Consider the following 2803-nt stretch of genomic DNA (forward strand, 5'->3'; position numbering starts at 1 on the left):
AGTTTCCAATTCTCATAATCTTTTTTTAGTTTGCTGTTTCTAAAAACATTCTTTTCAAACCAAACTTCATCTATTACAAACCACTCGTAAATATTGGTAACAACCAGGTATTTTATATCAGTGTTGTTGTGGTCAAATCTTTCCCGTAAATAATATAAAATGAGTTCCTGTAAAGCCTTTGTATTCGGCTTGGCTGCTGTCATCATCTCTGCCTTATTAGAAGGTTTTTTTACTTCAAGGATAACACCTACAGCATCTTTGGTTGTTTTACCGGTATGTATCACCAAATCATTTCTGTCTTTGGTATTTATTTCAAACTGGTCTTTGTACCAGGTATCTTTTAAAAAGTCAGCTATTACATTTTTCAGGTGTTCTTCACTTTCCTGTTCGTTGATACGGCTAAGTAATTGTTGCAGGTTCTTCTTAAATAGCTCAATGTGATTGCGGCTAACCTTTTCTTTCAGGTAGGCTTTATTAAGGGCTTTAATGGGCTTGATTAATTCCAGTTTCATGTATTGTTCTCCCGGAGTTAGTTATTGGTTTATGGCGGTTACTAAAGGAGTTAGAGTAAATATAGCTTATACATGCCAATTTCAGCGACTTGCAGCAGTTTGGCTGCTTAAAAAAAGGGGCTACAGCACCCCTTCATCAGCAAAGCTGTAATAGCCTTCGCTGGTAATAATAATGTGGTCAATTACCTTGATGTCATGGTAACTTGCGGCTACTTTTATCTTTTGTGTTAGTTCCTCATCTGCCCGGCTTGGTTTTAAATTTCCGCTGGGATGATTGTGAGATAAAATAATACTTACAGAAAGTGATTTAATGGCAGCGGCAAGTATCAATCTTGGGTCGGCTACTGTTCCGGTAATACCGCCTGCAGAAGCTTCATAAATACCAATTACTTTGTTACCTCTGTTCAATAAAAGTACTTTAAATTCTTCCTGCATCTCAATGGTGTTTTCATTCCATAATTCTTTTAGCAGTTTATAACAATCTTTAACGCTGTTAATCTTTGGCCGTTCAGAAGCCTTTACTTTAGTTTTATACACCAATTCTACTTCTGCCACTCTTGTCCATTCTGGAAATTTCATTGCTAACTGTTCCATAACTTAATGTTTTAATTGTTTAAAAAATTAATTATGAAACCTCTACCGCCTTTTGTCGACCAAGGCAAGGAAGCAACGGAATAAATGATTGCCTTGTGACGTGGGTTTGTGTTTATGCCGGACAGTTCATTGCCGCCACAGAGACAAATGGCGAACTTTGTGGGTGAATTAATGAAGAAAAAATATTTCAGTGAGAGTTATAAACCTAAAAGGAATCTAAAATTAGGATGATAGTTGCATTTATCTGCCAAAGCGATAATATTGAGATAGTTCATTAAATTTCCCTTCCAATAAATCAGGAATAATATCCATTGCCTGAATTGAAAATGTAATACCATTTCCACCAAAGCCAAGTACAAACAAAGCGTTTTCATATTCTGGTGATTGACCTATATAAGGTAAGCCATCTTTAGTAGATCCAAAAGTACCTGCCCAACTAAAATCTTCATTAAACGTTACATCCGGTAGTATTTCTTTTAATCTTTTTTGAAGGTTATCTGATTTATGCTCTTTGATTGTTTGCTGGAAAATGGAAAAGTTAACAGAGGAATCTTCTCCACCAACCAGCAGTCTTCCATCATCTGTTGTTCGCATATACAAATAGGGGTCAGCAGTATCCCAAACAAGTGTGTTATGCAGTGTAGCAGACAGCTTTATATCCTGTTCACTTACGCAGGCATAAGTATAAAAGAGTTTAGCTATTTTTTCTTTTAATAGTTTTATAGTTTCAAAGCCGCTACAAAAAATCACTTTTTTACATTTAATAGTACAACCCGTTTTAGTAACAACAAAAGTTTGGTCACCAGTAAGATTAAATTTCTCAACTTCTGTTTGGTCGAACACCAGCATTCCCCTTTTTACATTTAACTGTATCAACTCGTGTGCAAGTTTATAAGCATCTACACTTGCAGCAGTGTCGGAAAGTATAGCTCCATAGCATTCAAGCCCATATTGTTTTTTTACTACCTCAGCAGTTAACCATTTAACACCCAATTCATATTTATCCCGTATTAAGAATTCCTTTTCCAGATCCGTTGCAGAATCTTTACTATGTGCTACATACAATGATTTTTTATTTTCAAAACCGCAATCTATTTTTAAGTTGGTGATAATTCCTGAAAGTTTTTTGATGGCTTTAATACCTGCTTTGTAACATGCAGCAGCAGCATCTTCGCCAATCATTTCTGCCAATTGGTGCAATGGCACATCAATTTCGTATTGAAGCATACTGGTAGTGGCTGAAGAACTTCCCTGGGCAATATCCCTTTTATCAATCAACAATACCCTATAACCTTTTTCCATTAATGTATGGCTGGTGAGTGCGCCGGTAATGCCGCCACCAATTACCAATATCTCTGTCTCTATATTTTTTTGAAGTGAGGGATAACTGTAAAGAAGTCCATTCTTTAAAAGCCAGAATGATTCAAATGTTCTTAAACGCATAAAGTGAAGCTTATTTTATACTGAATTTAAAAATATTACTCTTGTAAGACCTGACTCATAAATTTATACTATAAATGTGTTTTTAACGCTTTATCAAAAACCTTCAGTGCATTGGGGTTGGTAATCCGTGTACTTTTTATTTTCCTTTTGGCAGTAGGCTTTTTTAACTCTTCTAATATTTCTTTATCTACAAATCCATATTGCAAGGCATCCTTTTCTGTATTGGAATAATAAATGTTTTTTAAATTAGCCCA

4 protein-coding genes are annotated in these 2803 nt (G+C 35.3%); all 4 read right to left on the bottom strand.

What is annotated here, in order from left to right; all coding sequences use genetic code 11:
• The coding region (locus tag H7254_RS19905; protein ID WP_301934645.1) for a hypothetical protein at window positions 1–512 on the bottom strand (512 nt) is incomplete at its 3' end.
• Between the two features lie 120 nt (window positions 513–632).
• Window positions 633–1106 carry a RadC family protein gene (locus H7254_RS19910; RefSeq protein ID WP_301934646.1) on the bottom strand — a complete coding sequence of 158 codons (474 nt, stop codon included), beginning with the start codon at window positions 1104–1106 and terminating at the stop codon, window positions 633–635.
• A gap of 240 nt (window positions 1107–1346) precedes the next feature.
• Entirely contained in the window at window positions 1347–2549 is a 1203-nt protein-coding gene (locus H7254_RS19915; protein ID WP_301934647.1) for an FAD-binding oxidoreductase, read from the bottom strand.
• Window positions 2550–2617: 68 nt separating this feature from the next.
• Window positions 2618–2803, bottom strand: a 186-nt coding sequence (locus H7254_RS19920; RefSeq protein WP_301934648.1) for a hypothetical protein, incomplete at its 5' end; no start/stop codon positions are given.

The organism is Ferruginibacter sp. (assembly GCF_014377975.1).
Classification (GTDB): Bacteria; Bacteroidota; Bacteroidia; order Chitinophagales; family Chitinophagaceae; genus Ferruginibacter.